General features: G+C 70.8%; 14 protein-coding genes and 1 tRNA gene. 3 read left to right on the forward strand and 12 right to left on the reverse strand.

The window, feature by feature from the left end:
• Positions 1-17: 17 nt before the first annotated feature.
• Entirely contained in the window at positions 18-674 is a 657-nt protein-coding gene (locus RM704_RS19480) for an ANTAR domain-containing response regulator (protein ID WP_033528041.1), read from the reverse strand.
• Between the two features lie 93 nt (positions 675-767).
• Between RM704_RS19480 and RM704_RS19485 the strand changes: the two genes are divergently transcribed.
• Positions 768-850, forward strand: a tRNA-Leu gene (locus tag RM704_RS19485).
• A 106-nt stretch (positions 851-956) separates the two neighbouring features.
• Here RM704_RS19485 and pyk read toward each other — a convergent pair.
• Both pyk and RM704_RS19495 read right to left on the reverse strand, forming a co-directional pair.
• Entirely contained in the window at positions 957-2,393 is a 1,437-nt protein-coding gene (gene pyk / locus RM704_RS19490; protein WP_033528042.1) for a pyruvate kinase, read from the reverse strand.
• A 149-nt stretch (positions 2,394-2,542) separates the two neighbouring features.
• Complete coding sequence (locus RM704_RS19495) at positions 2,543-3,262, reverse strand: SIMPL domain-containing protein (RefSeq protein ID WP_033528043.1); 720 nt, start codon at positions 3,260-3,262, stop codon at positions 2,543-2,545.
• Positions 3,263-3,431: 169 nt separating this feature from the next.
• On the opposite strand from RM704_RS19495, the gene RM704_RS19500 reads away from it, so the two are divergent.
• Positions 3,432-5,240 (forward strand): 5'-nucleotidase C-terminal domain-containing protein, encoded by a 1,809-nt coding sequence (locus RM704_RS19500; RefSeq protein ID WP_033528044.1) that lies wholly within the window; start codon positions 3,432-3,434, stop codon positions 5,238-5,240.
• A gap of 16 nt (positions 5,241-5,256) precedes the next feature.
• On the opposite strand, the gene RM704_RS19505 is transcribed toward RM704_RS19500, so the two are convergent.
• The 7 genes from RM704_RS19505 to RM704_RS19535 form a co-directional block, all read right to left on the reverse strand.
• Positions 5,257-5,778 carry a GDSL-type esterase/lipase family protein gene (locus tag RM704_RS19505; RefSeq protein ID WP_311590944.1) on the reverse strand — a complete coding sequence of 174 codons (522 nt, stop codon included), beginning with the start codon at positions 5,776-5,778 and terminating at the stop codon, positions 5,257-5,259.
• Entirely contained in the window at positions 5,730-6,419 is a 690-nt protein-coding gene (locus tag RM704_RS19510) for a hypothetical protein (protein WP_311590915.1), read from the reverse strand. Before RM704_RS19510 ends, RM704_RS19505 begins: the two co-directional genes overlap by 49 nt.
• A gap of 64 nt (positions 6,420-6,483) precedes the next feature.
• Entirely contained in the window at positions 6,484-7,920 is a 1,437-nt protein-coding gene (locus RM704_RS19515) for a lysine N(6)-hydroxylase/L-ornithine N(5)-oxygenase family protein (RefSeq protein WP_033528045.1), read from the reverse strand.
• Positions 7,917-9,290 carry a pyridoxal phosphate-dependent decarboxylase family protein gene (locus RM704_RS19520; RefSeq protein WP_033528046.1) on the reverse strand — a complete coding sequence of 458 codons (1,374 nt, stop codon included), beginning with the start codon at positions 9,288-9,290 and terminating at the stop codon, positions 7,917-7,919. The genes RM704_RS19515 and RM704_RS19520 overlap by 4 nt, the downstream gene beginning before the upstream one ends.
• 202 nt (positions 9,291-9,492) lie before the next feature.
• On the reverse strand, positions 9,493-11,997 hold the full coding sequence (pepN, locus tag RM704_RS19525; protein WP_033528047.1) for an aminopeptidase N: 2,505 nt from the start codon (positions 11,995-11,997) through the stop codon (positions 9,493-9,495).
• A gap of 90 nt (positions 11,998-12,087) precedes the next feature.
• Positions 12,088-12,612: a response regulator gene (locus RM704_RS19530; protein ID WP_033528048.1), complete on the reverse strand. Its 525-nt coding sequence runs from the start codon at positions 12,610-12,612 to the stop codon at positions 12,088-12,090.
• Positions 12,613-12,683: 71 nt separating this feature from the next.
• Positions 12,684-13,115 carry a chorismate mutase gene (locus RM704_RS19535; protein ID WP_033528049.1) on the reverse strand — a complete coding sequence of 144 codons (432 nt, stop codon included), beginning with the start codon at positions 13,113-13,115 and terminating at the stop codon, positions 12,684-12,686.
• Positions 13,116-13,229: 114 nt separating this feature from the next.
• Here RM704_RS19535 and RM704_RS19540 point away from each other — a divergent pair, with 114 nt between their 5' ends.
• Positions 13,230-14,144, forward strand: coding sequence for a hypothetical protein (locus RM704_RS19540; RefSeq protein ID WP_033528050.1), 915 nt, complete (start codon positions 13,230-13,232; stop codon positions 14,142-14,144).
• Positions 14,145-14,244: 100 nt separating this feature from the next.
• Here RM704_RS19540 and RM704_RS19545 read toward each other — a convergent pair whose 3' ends face one another.
• Positions 14,245-15,177 carry an SDR family oxidoreductase gene (locus RM704_RS19545; protein ID WP_033528051.1) on the reverse strand — a complete coding sequence of 311 codons (933 nt, stop codon included), beginning with the start codon at positions 15,175-15,177 and terminating at the stop codon, positions 14,245-14,247.
• Entirely contained in the window at positions 15,174-15,926 is a 753-nt protein-coding gene (locus RM704_RS19550) for an SDR family oxidoreductase (RefSeq protein WP_033528052.1), read from the reverse strand. Before RM704_RS19550 ends, RM704_RS19545 begins: the two co-directional genes overlap by 4 nt.
• Positions 15,927-15,960 lie beyond the last annotated feature (34 nt).

A 15,960-nucleotide genomic window follows, 5' to 3' on the forward strand; every position in this document is an offset into this window, starting at 1 on the left:
GAACCGAGGAGCCGGGCTCAGCCCTTGGCCGCCTTCTTCTCGTCCGCGTCCTGGATGACCGCCTCCGCCACCTGCTGCATCGACATCCGACGGTCCATCGACGTCTTCTGGATCCACCGGAACGCGGCCGGCTCCGTCAAGCCGTACTCCGTCTGCAGAATCGACTTCGCCCGGTCCACCAGCTTCCGCGTCTCCAGCCGGAGCGTGAGGTCGGCGACCTCCTTCTCCAGCTCCTTCAGCTCCGTGAACCGGGACACGGCCATCTCGATGGCCGGCACCACATCGCTCTTGCTGAACGGCTTCACGAGGTACGCCATCGCCCCGGCGTCCCGAGCCCGCTCGACGAGGTCACGCTGCGAGAACGCGGTCAGCATCAGCACGGGCGCGATACGCTCCTCGGCGATCTTCTCCGCCGCCGAGATCCCGTCCATCTTCGGCATCTTCACGTCCAGGATCACCAGATCCGGCTGGTGCTCCCGGGCCAGCTCGATGGCCTGCTCCCCGTCACCGGCCTCGCCCACGACGGAGTAGCCCTCTTCTTCGAGCATCTCCTTGAGGTCGAGACGGATCAGCGCCTCGTCCTCGGCGATGACGACACGGGTCGTCAGCGGAGGCACGTGCGACTTGTCGTCATCGGGCACGTCGAGGGGCTGGGGCGACTCGGGGGCGGTCACGGGTGGCTCCTTGTTCGGGGCAGGGGTACTGCTGACATGAGGGTACCTAGCTGCGGCGCAGCACGGTGACCCGGTACACTCTCCGAAGCGCCGGCCGGGTTGGTGGAACGGTATACACGGAGGTCTCAAACACCTCTGCCCGTGAGGGCTTGCGGGTTCGAGTCCCGCACCCGGTACCGTTGAGAGCGGAGGTCCACGTTCGCGTGGACCTCCGCTTTTTGCTGAGCGCGACGGCGATCAGTAACACTGAGTAGCCGTGTGCACTGCCATGTTGACGACGGCCTACTGCGGGCCGTCGTCCTCCCCGATGTGGTGGACCCGCACCATGTTCGTCGTGCCCGCGACGCCCGGCGGTGAGCCCGCCGTGATCACGACCACGTCGCCCTTCTGGCAGCGGCCGTACTTCAGCAGCAGTTCGTCCACCTGGTCGACCATCGCGTCCGTGGAGTCGACCTGGGGCCCGAGGAAGGTCTCCGCGCCCCACGTCACGCTCAGCTGTGAGCGCGTCGCCGGGTCCGGGGTGAAGGCCAGGAGGGGGATGGGTGAGCGGTAGCGGGAGAGGCGGCGGGCCGTGTCGCCGGACTGGGTGAAGGCGACGAGGAACCTCGCGTCGAGGAAGTCGCCGATCTCGGCTGCCGCGCGGGCCATCGCGCCGCCCTGCGTGCGGGGTTTGTTGTGCTCGGTGAGGGGTGGGAGGCCCTTCGCCAGCATCTCCTCCTCCGCCGCGGCGACGATGCGCCCCATCGTGCGGACCGTCTCCACCGGGTGCTTGCCGACGCTCGTCTCGCCGGACAGCATCACCGCGTCCGTCCCGTCGAGCACCGCGTTGGCGACGTCGCTGGCCTCGGCGCGGGTCGGCCGGGAGTTGTGGATCATCGAGTCGAGCATCTGGGTGGCGACGATGACCGGCTTGGCGTTGCGCTTGGCGAGGGTGACGGCCCGTTTCTGGACCATCGGGACCTGTTCGAGGGGCATTTCCACGCCCAGATCGCCCCGCGCGACCATGATCCCGTCGAAGGCGGCGACGATCTCCTCGATGGAGTCGACCGCCTGCGGTTTCTCGATCTTGGCGATGACGGGGAGTCGGCGGCCCTCCTCGTCCATGATCCGGTGGACGTCCTCGATGTCCCGGCCGGAGCGGACGAAGGACAGGGCGATGAGGTCGAAGCCGGTGCGCAGGGCCCAGCGGAGGTCCTCTTCGTCCTTCCGGGAGAGAGCGGGGACCGAGACGGCGACGCCGGGCAGGTTCAGGCCCTTGTGGTCGGAGACCATGCCGCCTTCGAGGACCCGGGTGCGGACGCGGGGGCCGTCGACCGCCGTGACCTCCAGGGTGACCTTGCCGTCGTCGACGAGGATCAGTTCGCCGGGGGTGACGTCGGCCGCCAGGCCCTGGTACGTCGTGCCGCAGCCCTCGCTGTCGCCGGTCGCGCCCTCCTCGACGCTGAGGGTGAAGGTGTCGTCGCGTTCGAGGAGTACGGGGCCTTCGGTGAAGCGGCCGAGGCGGATCTTCGGGCCTTGAAGGTCGGCGAGGGTGCCGACGCTGCGGCCGGTCTCGTCGGTGGCCTTGCGGACGCACTGGTACCGCTGATCGTGTTCGGCGTGGCCGCCGTGGCTGAGGTTGAAGCGGGCGATGTCCATGCCGGCCTCGACCAGGGCCTTGATCTGGTCGTACGAGTCGGTGGCGGGCCCGAGGGTGCAGACGATCTTTGCTCGGCGCATGGTTCGAGCCTATGGCTTACCCGCCGGTAGCGACTTGGCGGAGCGTGACTACTCAACGGCCTTCGCGTGAAGGGTAATTGACAAGGTGTCATCAGATGATGAAGCGGGGTGAAGGGGCTCCGGCCCCTTCACCCGTGCGACGGAGTGCGTCACAGGCTGGGTGGCCGCATCGTGAAGCGGGCGTTGACCTGTGCGTGGACGCGTTGGCGTTGGGGTTCGAGGTCGAGGGGCGGGGCGTCGGTGTCCTCGGCGTCCTTGGCTCGGGCGGAGCGCATGCGGCCGCCGGGGGCCCCGGGGCGGACCGGCTGGGGGGCTTCGGCGCCGATGTCGGCGAGTTCGACCAGGGCGGCGAGGGTGGTGCCGAGGGCTTCGGCGTACTCCCGGGCGCGTTGCACCGCCTCCTTCACCGCTTTCTGCCGGGCCTGCTTGTGGGCGGGCGAGTCGGGGCGGAGGGACCACCAGGGGCCGTCGACTCGGGTGAGGTCCAGGTCGGCGAGGCGGGTGGTGAGTTCGCCGAGTGCGGTGAAGTCGGTGAGGTCGGCGGTGATGTGGACGCGGCCGTGGTAGGCCTGGATCCGTTCGCCTCTGCCCTTCTCCTTCAGTTCGGGGGTGATGGAGAAGGCGCCGGTCTCCAGTCGTTCGACTGCTTCGCCGTAGGTCTTGACCAGGTCGAGGACGGTGGCGTTGCGGCGGGTGAGGTCGTCGAGGGCGGCGCGCCGGTCCTTGCCCCGGGCGAAGACGGTGACTCCGATGCGGGCTATCTCGGGGTCGACTTCGAGGCGGGTTTCGCCGCGTACGGCGATGCGGGGCGCGTCGGGGGTGCCGTAGGGGACGGCGGTGGGCTGGGCTTCCTCTGGACTGGTGGTCATACGCCCCACTCTGTCACCGATGGCCTGGTGGGGAGGCCCGGCTGGTCATCAGATCGCAACCTGGAGGGTCTGTTGCGGTGGGGGCGTGGCGGGTCAGAATCTACGCGCGTTGTGACGTCTCTTGTCTACGCGCGTTGCGATCGTCCGTTCCTCCGAGGAGTGCCCCGAGATGCCCTTGAACCGCCGGAAGTTCCTGAAGAAGTCGGCCGTGACCGGTGCGGGTGTGGCCGTCGCCGGTACGGCGCTCGCTCCGAGCGCGCAGGCGGCCGAGGTGACGGCCGGCGGTAAGAAGGCGCCGAAGCGGTACAGCTTCACCGTGATGGGGACGACGGACCTGCACGGGAACGTCTTCAACTGGGACTACTTCACGGACAAGGAGTTCGACGACAAGGCGCACAACGACGTCGGTCTGGCGAAGATCTCCACGCTGGTCAACCGGATCCGCGAGGAGAAGGGGCGCCGGAACACGCTGCTCATCGACGCCGGTGACACCATTCAGGGCACGCAGCTGTCGTACTACTACGCGAAGGTCGACCCGATCACCGCGAAGGGTGGTCCGGTGCACCCGATGGCGCAGGCGATGAACGCGATCGACTACGACGCGGCGGCGCTGGGCAACCACGAGTTCAACTACGGCATCCCGGTGCTGCGGAAGTTCCAGGAGCAGTGTCGTTTCCCGTTGCTCGGGGCGAACGCGCTGGACGCGAAGACGCTGCGTCCGGCCTTTCCGCCGTACAGCATGCACCGGCTGCGTACGCCGCACGGGCGGGATGTGAAGGTGGCGGTCCTCGGGCTGACCAACCCGGGTATCGCGATCTGGGACAAGGCGAACGTGCAGGGGAAGATGACGTTCCCGGGGCTGGAGGAGCAGGCGGCGAAGTGGGTGCCGAAGCTGCGGTCGATGGGGGCGGATGTCGTCATCGTGTCGGCGCACAGTGGGTCTTCCGGCACGTCTTCCTACGGTGACCAGCTGCCGTACATCGAGAACGCGGCCGGGCTCGTCGCCGAGCAGGTGCCGGGGATCGACGCGATTCTGGTGGGGCACGCGCACACGGAGATCCCGGAGTACTTCGTCACCAACAAGGAGACGGGCAAGCGGGTCGTACTGTCGGAGCCGCTGAAGTGGGGGCAGCGGCTGACGCTGTTCGACTTCGAGCTGGTGTGGAGCAAGGGCTGCTGGAAGGTCGAGAAGGTCGCGGCGCAGGTGCTCAACTCCAACACGGTGGAGGAGGACCCGGCGATCGTGAGGATGCTCGGTGACGAGCACGAGAAGGTCGTGGCGTACGTCAATCAGATCATCGGTACGAATGCCGCCGAGATGACGTCGGTGGAGGCGCCGTACAAGGATGTGCCGATCATCGATCTGATCAACCACATCCAGGCCGACACGGTGCGGCTGGCTCTCGCCTCGACCGAGTACGGGTCGCTGCCGGTGCTGTCGCAGGCGGCGGCGTTCTCGCGGAGCGCGGTGATTCCGGCGGGGAACGTCACCATCCGGGATGTCGCCGGTCTGTACGTCTTCGAGAACACGCTGGAGGCGCGTCTGATGACGGGTGCGCAGATGAAGGCGTATCTGGAGTTCTCGGCGAACTACTTCGTGCAGACGGCGGCGGACGCGGTGGTCGATCCGGCGAAGCTGACGAACGCGAACGGGACGCCGGACTACAACTACGACGCGGTGAGCGGGCTGTCGTACGAGATCGACATCGCGAAGCCCGCGGGGTCGCGCGTCACGAACGTGCGGTTCGAGGGTGCTCCGCTCGCGGACGAGCAGAAGTTCGTGTTCGCGGTGAACAACTACCGGGCCAACGGCGGTGGCAACTTCCCGCATGTGGCCGCGGCGCAGCTGCTGTGGTCGAACTCGGACGAGATCCGTAACACGATGATCGCGTGGGTGAAGGCGAAGGGCGCGATCGACCCGGCGGAGTTCGCTTCGGTGGACTGGAAGCTGACGCGGAACGGTACGCCGGTCTTCTAAAGGCTTGTAGAGGCTGCTACAGGTCCAGGAGGGACAGGTCGACGGCGTCGGCGGCGGCTTTCGCGCCGACGTCGTTGAGATGGAGGCCGTCGCCGCTGTCGTAGGCGTCGCGGATGCGGGTGGGGTGGTCCGGGTCCGCGACGGCGGCGGCGATGTCGACGACGGCGTCGAAGGGGTGGCTGTCGCCGAGGAGCCAGGTGTTGACCTCGGCGCGTACGGTCTGGCCCTCTTCGCTGTCGTAGCCGGGGTAGACGGTGCCGGCGTAGGGGCCGAGGGTGGTGCCGATGACGGTGAGGCCCGCGGTGTGGAGGCGGTCGGCGAGGGCGGTGAGCCCGGTGATCAGGTCGGCGGCGGTGGGGAGTTTCGCGGGTTCGGGGAAGGCGATGGCGCCGGGCAGGCCGAGGTCGTTGAGTCCGGTGTGGATGATGACGTGGCTGACGCCGGGCACGTCGAGGACGTCGTGTCGCACCCTGGAGAGCAGGTGGGCGCCTATCTCGTCGGTGAGGAGCCGGTTGCCGGAGATGCCGGTGGCGACGATCCAGCCGTGGTGAGGCGGCGGTCGAGCTGGGCGGGGAAGCTGTGGCCGGTGCCGGGGGTGGTGGCCATGCCCTCGATCCAGGAGTCGCCGAAGGCGACGGCGATGCGGGTGGTGTCGGGGGCGAGGACGTCGATGCCGGTGACGAAGTGCCCGGTGATGAGTTCGTCGGACTCGTCGAGGGATTCGGCGGTGAGCTGGTCGCCGGGGACGGCGTGGCCGACGTCGTGGGGCATGGCGCTATGGGTGGTGAGGCCGGTGTCGCCGGGGAGGTAGAGGGTGAGGGCGAGTTCCTGGCCGGCGGTGACGGGGGTTTCCACGGGGTCGCTGACGATCTCCTCGCCGGGTGGGACGGTGACGTTCTCGGCGCCGGCGAAGAGGAGGGTGACGTCGGTGGTGGGGTCGATGGTGCTGTCCTCGACGCGGTGGGCGAGGTGGGCGCCGCCGATCGCCAGGGGGGTGCGGCCGTAGCGGTTGCTGAGGTGGACGCGCAGGGCCTCGCCGCCGCCGGTGGGGCGCAGGGTCTGGCGTACGGTCTGGTCGGTGAAGCCTCGGACCTCGAAGAGTTTGAAGGCTTCGTGCGGGTCGATGACGGCGGAGCGGTGGGCGGCGATCCAGGTCTTGCCTGGGCGGGTGCTGGCCATGGGCGAAAGGTAGGCAGTTTCTCTGCGGCCGTCACCACTCCTGCCCTCCTTCTTCACTCGTCGATTACCTCACGTCGACGAGGGGCCTGAGGGGGACGGCGGAGTCGGGCCTGCGCGCGGGCGGGATCTGCGGCCGGGGTTCGAGGCCGAAGGTGGTGAAGGCGGTGCGGCCGGGCAGGGGGTAGGGCTCCTTGCCGGTGAGGGTGTTGAGGATGGTGGCGCTGCGCCAGGCGGCGAGGCCCAGGTCGGGGGCGCCGACGCCGTGGGAGTGCAGTTCGGCGTTCTGGACGTAGACGTGGCAGCCGGAGGCGGTGACGGACGGGTCGAGGATCATCCGGAACCTCTCGTCGACGCGGGGCCGCTCGCGGCTGTCGCGCCGCATGTACGGGTCGAGGCCGGCGAGGACACGGTCCAGGGGGCGTTCCTGGTAGCCGGTGGCGAGGACGACGGCGTCGGTGGTGAGGCGGGAGCGGGTGCCCTGCTCGCTGTGTTCGAGGTGGAGTTCGACCCTGGTGGTGGCGAGTCGGCCCGCGGTGCGGACGTGCACACCGGGGGTGAGGACGGCGTCGGGCCAGCCGCCGTCCAGGGTGCGGCGGTACAGCTCGTCGTGGATGGCGGCGATGGTGTCGGCGCCGATGCCCTTGTGGAGCTGCCACTGGGCGGCGACGAGCCGGTCCCGGGTGGGTTCGGCGAGGGCGTGGAAGTAGCGGGTGTAGTCGGGGGTGAAGTGTTCCAGGCCCAGCTTGGAGTACTCCATGGGTGCGAACGCCTCGGTCCGGCCCAGCCAGTGCAGCCCTTCGCGGCCGACGGGCCGGTGCCGGAGCAGGTCGAGGAAGACCTCCGCGCCGGACTGTCCGGCGCCGATGACGGTGACGTGTCCGGCGGTGAGCAGGCGGTCGCGCTCGCCGAGATAGTCCGAGGCGTGGATGACGGGCACGCCGGCCGCCTCGACGAGCGGCTTGAGGGGTTCGGGAACATACGGTTCGGTGCCGACGCCGAGCACGATGTTCCGGGCGTGGGTACGGCCGAGGGCCTCGACCTCGCCGTCGGGGTCGAGTCGGCTGAAGTCGACCTCGAACAGGTCACGTTCGGGGTTCCAGCGCACCGAGTCGACCTGGTGGCCGAACCGTAGCCCGGGGAGGTTCTCGGCGACCCAGCGGCAGTAGGCGTCGTACTCGGCGCGCTGGATGTGGAAGCGCTCGGCGAAGTAGAACGGGAAGAGCCGGTCGCGGGTCTTGAGGTAGTTCAGGAACGACCAGGGGCTCACCGGGTCGGCCAGGGTCACCAGGTCGGCCAGGAAGGGCACTTGGACGGTGGCGCCGTCGATGAGCAGGCCGGGGTGCCAGTCGAAGCCGGGGCGCCGCTCGTAGAAGACGGCGTCGAGTTCGGCGAGCGGGTGGGCGAGGGCGGCGAGGGAGAGGTTGGCCGGTCCGATGCCGACGCCGACGACGTCACGGGGGGCTTCGGGGTCGGGCTGGTCGTGCGCGGGGGTGGTGCTCATGTGGGGGCGTGTCCTTCGGCGAGGCTTGCGAGGTCGACGAGGTTCAGCAGGGCGGTGAGATCGCCCGGCCGGGTGTGGGGGTTGAGCAGGGTGGCCTTGAGCCACAGCCGGCCGTCGAGTACGGCGCGGCCTATGACGGCCCGGCCGTCGTGGAGGAGTCGGCGGCGGACGGCGGCCACGGCGGCGTCCGGGGCTCCGGCGGGCCGGAAGAGGACCGTGCTGATGGTGGGCCGGTCGTGGAGCTCGAAGCGGGGGTGCGCCTCGACGGTGGCGGCGAACTCCTGGGCGAGTGCGCAGACCTGGTCGACGAGTCGGCCCAGTCCGGTGCGTCCCAGGGTCTTGAGGGTCACGGCGGTCTTCAGGATGTCGGGCCGTCGGGTGGTGCGCAGGGACCGGCCGAGGAGGTCTGGCAGGCCGGCCTCGGTGTCGTCGTCGGCGTTGAGGTAGTCGGCGCGGTGGTCCAGTGCGGCGAGGTCTGCCGTGTCCCGTACGGCGAGGAGTCCGGCGGCGACCGGCTGCCAGCCCAGTTTGTGCAGGTCAAGGGTGATGGTGTGGGCGCGGGCGAGGCCGTCGAGGCGGGGCCGGTGCCGGTCGCTGAGGAGGAGGCCTCCGCCGTAGGCCGCGTCGATGTGGAGCCGGGCTCCGTGGGTCCGGCACAGGTCGGCGATGGCGGGCAGGGGGTCGATGAGGCCGGCGTCGGTGGTGCCGGCGGTGGCGGCGACGAGGAGGGGGCCCGGGATGTGGGTGAGGGCGTCGTCCAGGGCGGCGGGGTCGAGGGTGCCGGCCGGGGTCGGGACGACGACGGGCTCGGGCAGTCCGAGCAGCCAGGCGGCGCGGACCAGGGAGTGGTGGGCGTTGGCCCCGCAGACGAGTCGTACGCCGGGGTGGGTCTCCCGGGCCAGGAGCAGGGCGAGTTGGTTGGATTCGGTGCCCCCGGTGGTGACCAGCGCGTCGGCGGCGCCGGCCTCCGCGGCCAGTGCCCGCGTCACGAGTGTTTCGAGGGCGGAGGCGGCCGGGGCCTGGTCCCAGGAGTCCAGGGAGGGGTTCAGGACGGAGACGGCGAGGTCCGCGGCGGCGGCGACGGCCAGCGGTGGGGTGTGCAGATGGGCCGCGCACAGGGGGTCGGCCGGGTCGGCGGTGCCGGCGGCGAGGGCCCGGACCAGGCGGTGGAGGGCGTCCGGCTCGCCGTCGACGGGCAGCGGCTCACCGAGCGCGTCCCGCACCATGGCCGCGACCGCCTCGGGGCCGCCGGAGGGGAGAGGGCCGCCCCGTGTCTCGGCCCCTTCCCGCAACGCGTCGAGCACGGTGTCGAGCAACGGCCGGAGCGCGCCGGGACCTTGGGGTCCCGAGGCGAGGGGCGGGGCGGTCATGGGCTCCTCCGAGCACGGGGAATCCCATCTTGTACGCCAATCGGGTGCCGCGCCCGAAAAGGCCGTTGATTACAGCCGAAAGAGGGTACGGGAGGACGCCCCGCACAGCAGCGGCCCCGTCAGGGGCGCGGGGAACTGCGCGACCAGCCACGAACGGCCCGCAGGCCCGCAGACGCCCCAAGCCCCTACGGCGCGTCCCGGTCTACACCTCTCGAACCCGCAACGCCCTGGCGAGATCATCCAGTTGATCCACCAGCTTCCGCCGAAGCGCCGGGATCACCTCGCCGTCCTCAAGACACCGCTCCCCCAGCCCCAGTGTCTGCGGATCCACGGCGTACACGGGGAACGCCCACCGTCCGGCGGCTTCCGCGATCGCCGGTCCGCGCCGGGCGGCCAGCGCGACCGCGTCGGCCCAGTAGCGCTCGACGTATTCCGTGAGGAGTTCCTCCTGTTCCGGCTGCCAGAACCCCTGAGCGGTGGCGGTGAACAGGTAGTTGGAGAGGTCGTCGGAGGTGAACATCGCCTCCCAGGCGGCCCGCTTGGCCTCGGCGTCGGGCAGCGCGGCCCGGCAGCGGGCGGCGCCCTCCCGACCGCTGGCGCTGGGGTCGCGCTCCAGTTCCGCGTCGATCGTGGCGGTGTCGACCGCGCCGAGGACGGCGAGCCGGCCGAGGACGCGCCAGCGCAGTTCGGGGTCGAGTTCGGGCCCGCCGGGGACCGTGCCCTCGGCGAGCCAGGCGGCGATGGTCTCGGGGTGGGCGGCGACGTCGATGAAGTGACGTACGGCGGTGAGGCGCAGGCCGGGGTTGTCGCCGTCCTCGGTGCGGCGGATGAGGTCGCGGCACAGGGAGCCGAGGGTGGCGAGGCCGGCGGCGCGCTGCTCGGGGGCGAGGAAGCGGTCGGCGACCTGGGTGCCGGCGAAGGCGAGGACGCCCTGGACGATGGCGAGGTCGGTCTCGCGGGGGAGGTGGGTGCGGGCCGCCTCCAGGTAGGCGGTGGGCGGGAGTTCGGCGTCGCGTACGGCGTCGCGCAGGGCGTTCCAGACGACGGCGCGGGTGAGCGGGTCGGGCAGGCCGCAGAGGTGGCCGGTGACAGCCGTGAACGAGTCGGGGTCGAAGCGGACCTTGGCGTAGGTGAGGTCGCCGTCGTTGAGGAGGAGGAGTGCGGGGCGCTTGCCGATGGGCTGGGCGGTGGTCTGGGGGAGGTCGAGTTCGACGCGGTCGCGGAGGGTGAGGTGGCCCTGGTCGTCGCCGTGGTCCCGGTCGTAGAGGCCGACGGCGATGCGGTGGGGGCGGCTGCCGGTGTGGTCGACGGTGAGGGTGTGGGTGCCGTCGGCGGCGCGGGTGATCCGGGGGGTGAGGGTGTCGACGCCGGCGGTGCGGAGCCAGGCGTCGGCCCAGGCGTGGACGTCGCGTTCGGTGGCGCCGGCGAGGTTGTCGATGAAGTCGGCGAGGGTGGCGTTGCCGAAGCGGTGGCGGGTGAAGTGGGCGTTGATGCCGGCGAGGAAGTCCTTCTCGCCGAGCCAGGCGACGAGTTGCCGCAGGGCGGAGGCGCCCTTGGCGTAGGAGATGCCGTCGAAGTTGAGGAGGGCGGCGGCGGTGTCGTCGACGTGTCCGGGGGCGACGGGGTGGGTGGAGGGGCGCTGGTCGGCGTCGTAGCCCCAGGCCTTGCGGGCGACGCCGAAGTCGACCCAGGTGTCGGTGAAGCGGCTGGCCTCGGTGAGGGTCTGGTAGCCCATGTACTCGGCGAAGGACTCGTTGAGCCAGATGTCGTCCCACCACTTGAGGGTGACGAGGTCGCCGAACCACATGTGGGCCATCTCGTGGGCGATGACCATGGCGCGGGTCTGGCGTTCGGTGTCGGTGACGGCGGAGCGGTAGACGAACTCGTCGCGGAAGGTGACGAGGCCGGGGTTCTCCATGGCGCCGGCGTTGAACTCGGGGACGAACGCCTGGTCGTAGGAGTCGAAGGGGTACGGCTCCTCGAACTTCTCGTGGTAGCGGTCGAAGAGGGCGCGGGTGACGTCGAGGATCTCGTCGGCGTCGGTGTCGAGGTGGGGGGCGAGGGAGCGGCGGCAGTGGATGCCGAAGGGCAGGCCGCGGTGTTCGGTGCGCACGGAGTGCCAGGGGCCGGCGGCGACGGCGACGAGGTAGGTGGAGATCAGCGGGGTGGTGGCGGCCCGCCAGGTGCCGTCGTCCTGGCGCTCGGTGATGCCGTTGGCGAGGACGGTCCAGCCTTCGGGGGCGGTGACGGTGAGGTCGAAGGCGGCCTTGAGGTCGGGTTGGTCGAAGGCGGCGAAGACGCGCTGCACGTCGTCCATGAAGAGCTGGGTGTAGAGGTAGGTCTCGCCGTCGGTGGGGTCGGTGAAGCGGTGCATGCCCTCGCCGGTGCGGGAGTAGCGCATGGCGGCGTCGACGCGCAGTTCGTGCTCACCCGGGGTGAGGCCCTTGAGACGGAGGCGGTTGCCGTCGAGGGTGGCCGGGTCGAGGGGTTCGCCGTCGAGGGTGACTGAGCGCAGGTCGGCGGGCTTGAGCTCGACGAAGGTGTCCGCGGCCTTCTTCTTCCCCCGCACGGTGAAGTGGATGACGGTACGGGAGTCGAAGGTCTCGTCGCCGCGCGTGAGGTCGAGTGCGATCTCGTAGCGGTGGACGTCGAGGAGCCGAGCACGGGCATGCGCTTCGTCGCGCGTCAGTACGGACATGAGGGACATGCTGCCTGATGCCCTTGACGCAGGACAGGGGCGGGCCTGGTACGCGACCTATGTCCGGTCGTACGCGCCGTGCGCCCGGCCGTATGCGGCCTATGCCCGGTCCTTGGCGCCGTCGGCCTGCGCGGGGAGGCGCCCCCTGCCGCGGTGGCCGCCGTCGCTGTGGCGCTTGATCTCGTCGTGGTCCTTGAGGCGTGCGCGCAGGTCGCGCACCTCGCGTTCCAGGGCCTGGGAGCGTTCGTGGGCGTCGTAGAGGTAGCGGACCTTGGTGCGCAGGGCCCAGGGGTCGATGGGTTTCATGACGAGGTCGGCGACGCCGAGGCGGAAGGCGGTGGCGGTGAGTTCGGCGTCGGGGCCGAAGCCGGTGAGGAGGATGACGGGGATGTGCTGGGTCTGTTCGACGCCCCGCATGTAGCGGACGACGTCGAGGCCGCTGACGCCGGGCATGCGGACGTCGAGGAGGAGCAGGCCGACCTGGCCGCGGAGGACTTCCTTGAGTGCCGCGTCGCCGCTGGTGGCGCGCGTCAGCAGGTAGCCCAGCGGGGCCAGGGCGCTCTCCAGGGCGTACAGCGTGTCCTCATGGTCGTCGACGATGAGGATCTTGGCTTCCGACGGCATGGCTACTCACGGTGTGTGGTCGATTCCTGACAAGGAGTGCCCACGCAGGATGCCCGCTGGAGGACGCGATGTCACTCCCCCGTGTCCGGCGCGGTACCGGTGGGGCCGGTCGTGCCGGTCGTGTTCGTCGTGCCGGTCGTGTTCGTCGTGCCGTTCAGGGCGTCGTCCGCGATGCGTTCGTGGTGCCGGATGACCTCGGCGATGATGAAGTTCAGCAGCTTCTCCGCGAACGCCGGGTCGAGCTTGGCGCTTTCGGCCAGTCCGCGCAGGCGGTTGATCTGCTGGGCCTCGCGGCCCGGGTCGGCGGCGGGCAGGTGATGCGCGGCCTTGAGGTGGCCGACCCGCTGGGTGCACTTGAAGCGTTCGGCGAGCATGTGGACGACGGCGGCGTCGATGTTGTCGATGCTGTCGCGCAGCCGGGTGAGTTCGGCCCGTACGTCCGCGTCGACCTCGCCGGCCCGCGCGGCGCCGGTGTTCGACTCGTTGGTGTCGCTGGTGGTCATGGTCGTCACCCTACGACGCGGCGGTGGGCCGTCCTCCGGGGGCGGCTTTCGGTGAACACGCGTACGCACCGGCTTAGAGTGGAACGTATCGAAGCGTCTTTCGGGGGTGCGGACGTGGCGAACGGCGGACCTGTCGAGCACGGCTACCCGCATCTGGACACCGTGCGGGCGTCGATCACCGCGCTGTACAAGCGGCTCTCGTACGACACGATCCAGACCTTCGCCACCAGTGTGGCTCCCGTGGACGTGGCGTTCTGCGACACCGACGATCTGCATCTGGGGGCGCAGCGGGTGGCGCGGGAGCTGGTGCGGCACTTTCGGCTGCCGGACGCCCGGATGATCGTCGCGTTCCGGGAGATGACGCACGCGGCGCATGTCGAGCTGGAGGCGGGGCCGGAGTACTTCGTCGAGCTCAACGACCGTTTCCGGACGCATCGGCGGGACATCGGGGCGGCCCTCGCGCACGAGGTCATGCACGTCTATCTGCACCGGCTCGGGCTGTCCTTTCCCGGTGTCCGCGAGAACGAGATCCTGACGGACACGGCGGCGACGTATCTGGGGGCGGGGTGGCTGCTGCTGGACGCGTACCGGGAGGACGCCGCGTCGTCGCAGAAGCTGGGGTACCTGACGCCGGAGGAGTTCGGGTACGTGCTGGCCAAGCGGGCGCAGGTGTTCGACGAGGATCCGTCGGTGTGGTTCACCAGTGCGCAGGCGTATGCGGCGTACACGGCGGGCCGGGTGCGGGCGCGCGGTGACGAGCGGCAGCCGCCGCTGACGGCGGCGGGGTGGGCGGGGCGGCGGAGGTACGCGCGGGATCGTCGCCATGCGCGGGACGAGCCGCGGTCGGCATCGCCGGGAGTCGGGGTGTCCGGGGTGGGTGTGCCGTATGTGTTCACGCCGGAGGAGCGGGGGGAGTTGCGGGTGTCGTTTCCCTGTCCGACGTGTCAGCAGCGGATTCGGGTGCCGGTGCGGGGGCGGGTGCGGGCTCGGTGCGGGTTGTGTCGGACGGTGCTGGAGTGCGACACGTAGGGGTGGGGGCGCGTGAGCGGGCGGTGAGTGCGCTCGGGGGGCGTGGGGGCCTGTCGCGCAGTTCCCGCGCCCCTCGACGGCCTGACAGGTGCGGTCGCGGTCATGAGGCGCCGTACACCGGTCGCGGTGTCGTCGCCTCCGCGAGGAGTTTGCGTACGGTCTCCCCCGCCTCGCGCGGGGTGCGGCGGGCGCCCCTGTCGTCGGTCGGGCCCGGGTGCCAGCCCTCCATGACGGTGATGCGGCCCGCCTCCGTCTCGAAGACGCGGCCGGTGACGCCGTCGCTCGCGGGGGAACCCAGCCAGACCACCAGGGGGGAGACGTTCTCGGGGGCCATGGTGTCGAAGCCGGTGCCGGGGGCGGTCATGGTCTCGGCGAAGACCGTCTCGGTCATCCGGGTGCGGGCCGCGGGGGCGATGGCGTTGACCTGCACGCCGTAGCGGGCGAGTTCCGCGGCGGCGACGAGGGTGAGGCCGACGATGCCGGCCTTGGCGGCGCTGTAGTTGCCCTGGCCGAGTGAGCCCGACAGGCCCGCGCCGCTGCTGGTGTTGATGATGCGCGCGGTCGGGGTCCGGCCCGCCTTGGTCTCGGCGCGCCAGTGGGCGGCCGCGTGTTTCAGGGGGAGGAAGTGGCCCTTGAGGTGGACGCGGAGGACGGCGTCCCAGTCGTCCTCGTCGAGGTTGACGAGCATGCGGTCGCGCAGGAAGCCGGCGTTGTTGACGAGGGTGTCGAGTCGGCCGTAGGTGTCCAGGGCGGTGTGGACGAGGGAGGCGGCGCCGTCGGTGGTGGCGATGTCCCCGCCGTGCGCGACCGCGTCCCCTCCCCCGGCCCGGATCTCCTCGACGACGCGCGCGGCGGGGCTGTCGGGGTCCGGTGTGCCGTCGAGTCCCACGCCGAGGTCGTTGACGACCACGCGCGCGCCCTCGGCGGCGTACGCGAGCGCGTGCGCGCGCCCGAGGCCGCGGCCCGCGCCGGTCACGACGACCACGCGCCCTTCGCAGAGCCGTCCCGCGCGGGTCCGGTGTGTGCCGCTCATCGTGCTGCTCCTTCGTCGGTGTGGGCCGTCGCCGCGTCCAGGAAGGCGGGGCGTTCGCCGCCGCCGTGGACGAGGAGGGAGGCGCCGGTGATGTAGGCGGCCGCGTCGGAGGCGAGGAAGACCGCCGCGTCGCCTATGTCGGAGGGGGTGGCGAGGCGGCCCAGCGGGACGGTGCGGGCGACGGCGGCGATGCCGTGCTCGTCGCCGTAGTGGAGGTGGGAGAGCTCGGTGCGGACCATGCCGAGGACGAGGGTGTTGACGCGTACCTCCGGGGCCCACTCCACGGCCATGGAGCGCGCGAGGTGTTCCAGGCCCGCCTTGGCGGCGCCGTAGGCAGCCGAGCCGGGTGAGGGACGGCTGCCGCTGACGCTGCCGATCATCACGATCGCGCCGCCCGCCCGCCGGAGGTGCTCGTGGGCGGCGAGGGAGACGGTCAGCGGAGCGGTGAGGTTGAGTTCGACGACGCGGGCGTGGCGGCGGGCGTCGGTCGCGGTGAGCGGGCGGTGGGGCGTGCCGCCGGCGTTGTTCACGAGGACGTCCACGCGGGGCAGTTCGGCGAAGAAGCGGTGCACCGCGTCGGGGTCCCGGACGTCCAGCGGCATGAACTCCGTTCCCTTGAGCGGCACTTCGGGCGGTCTGCGGGCGCAGGTCACGACCTCGGCGCCGGCTTCGGCGAAGGCTCGGGCGATGCCGGCACCGACGCCGCGCGTGCCGCCGGTGACGACGGCGACCTTCCCGTTGAGCCGCATCCGCTGCTACCTTCCGCAGGAGAGACGCACCAAA

Origin of the sequence: Streptomyces gottesmaniae, assembly GCF_031845845.1 — a bacterium.
Lineage (GTDB): Bacteria > Actinomycetota > Actinomycetes > Streptomycetales > Streptomycetaceae > Streptomyces > Streptomyces akebiae.

Bases quoted from the DNA above. Each gene is read 5' to 3' on its own strand.
- pyk (WP_033528042.1), bottom strand. From the start codon at position 2,393: ATGCGCCGAGCAAAGATCGTCTGCACCCTCGGGCCCGCCACCGACTCG.
- RM704_RS19495 (WP_033528043.1), bottom strand. From the start codon at position 3,262: ATGACCACCAGTCCAGAGGAAGCCCAGCCCACCGCCGTCCCCTACGGC.
- RM704_RS19500 (WP_033528044.1), top strand. From the start codon at position 3,432: ATGCCCTTGAACCGCCGGAAGTTCCTGAAGAAGTCGGCCGTGACCGGT.
- RM704_RS19510 (WP_311590915.1), bottom strand. From the start codon at position 6,419: ATGGCCAGCACCCGCCCAGGCAAGACCTGGATCGCCGCCCACCGCTCC.
- RM704_RS19515 (WP_033528045.1), bottom strand. From the start codon at position 7,920: ATGAGCACCACCCCCGCGCACGACCAGCCCGACCCCGAAGCCCCCCGT.
- RM704_RS19520 (WP_033528046.1), bottom strand. From the start codon at position 9,290: ATGACCGCCCCGCCCCTCGCCTCGGGACCCCAAGGTCCCGGCGCGCTC.
- pepN (WP_033528047.1), bottom strand. From the start codon at position 11,997: ATGTCCCTCATGTCCGTACTGACGCGCGACGAAGCGCATGCCCGTGCT.
- RM704_RS19530 (WP_033528048.1), bottom strand. From the start codon at position 12,612: ATGCCGTCGGAAGCCAAGATCCTCATCGTCGACGACCATGAGGACACG.
- RM704_RS19535 (WP_033528049.1), bottom strand. From the start codon at position 13,115: ATGACCACCAGCGACACCAACGAGTCGAACACCGGCGCCGCGCGGGCC.
- RM704_RS19545 (WP_033528051.1), bottom strand. From the start codon at position 15,177: ATGAGCGGCACACACCGGACCCGCGCGGGACGGCTCTGCGAAGGGCGC.
- RM704_RS19550 (WP_033528052.1), bottom strand. From the start codon at position 15,926: ATGCGGCTCAACGGGAAGGTCGCCGTCGTCACCGGCGGCACGCGCGGC.